This is a genomic window from Leptotrichia sp. OH3620_COT-345, assembly GCF_003932895.1.
In the GTDB taxonomy this organism is placed as follows: domain Bacteria; phylum Fusobacteriota; class Fusobacteriia; order Fusobacteriales; family Leptotrichiaceae; genus Pseudoleptotrichia.
Genome location: NZ_RQYW01000219.1, coordinates 1 through 226 on the forward strand (window position 1 = coordinate 1; position 226 = coordinate 226).

The following is a 226-nucleotide window of genomic DNA, read 5'->3' on the forward strand; positions in this document are numbered from 1 at the left end:
TTATTACTCCCGTAAGGTTATTAAGTTTTTCACCTATCAGCTTTATACCTTCATTGCCTGATATTTCCCCTCTTATATTACTTGTCTCCTTTATTATTCCTTCTATCTTTTCATTGGATAATAGCTGCCCTTCATCATTTATGAGCTTATCCGCATTTATTTTCTTTATGTTTCCTTTTATTATCCCATTTTTATTATCTATTATTTTTCCGGTTAAAGTTAAGGC

Annotated in this window: 1 protein-coding gene; it reads right to left on the bottom strand. The window is 30.5% G+C overall.

Features of this window, described 5'->3' with window-relative positions:
• Window positions 1-226: hypothetical protein (locus tag EII29_RS12585; RefSeq protein ID WP_158612586.1), on the bottom strand; the 226-nt coding region annotated here is incomplete at both ends.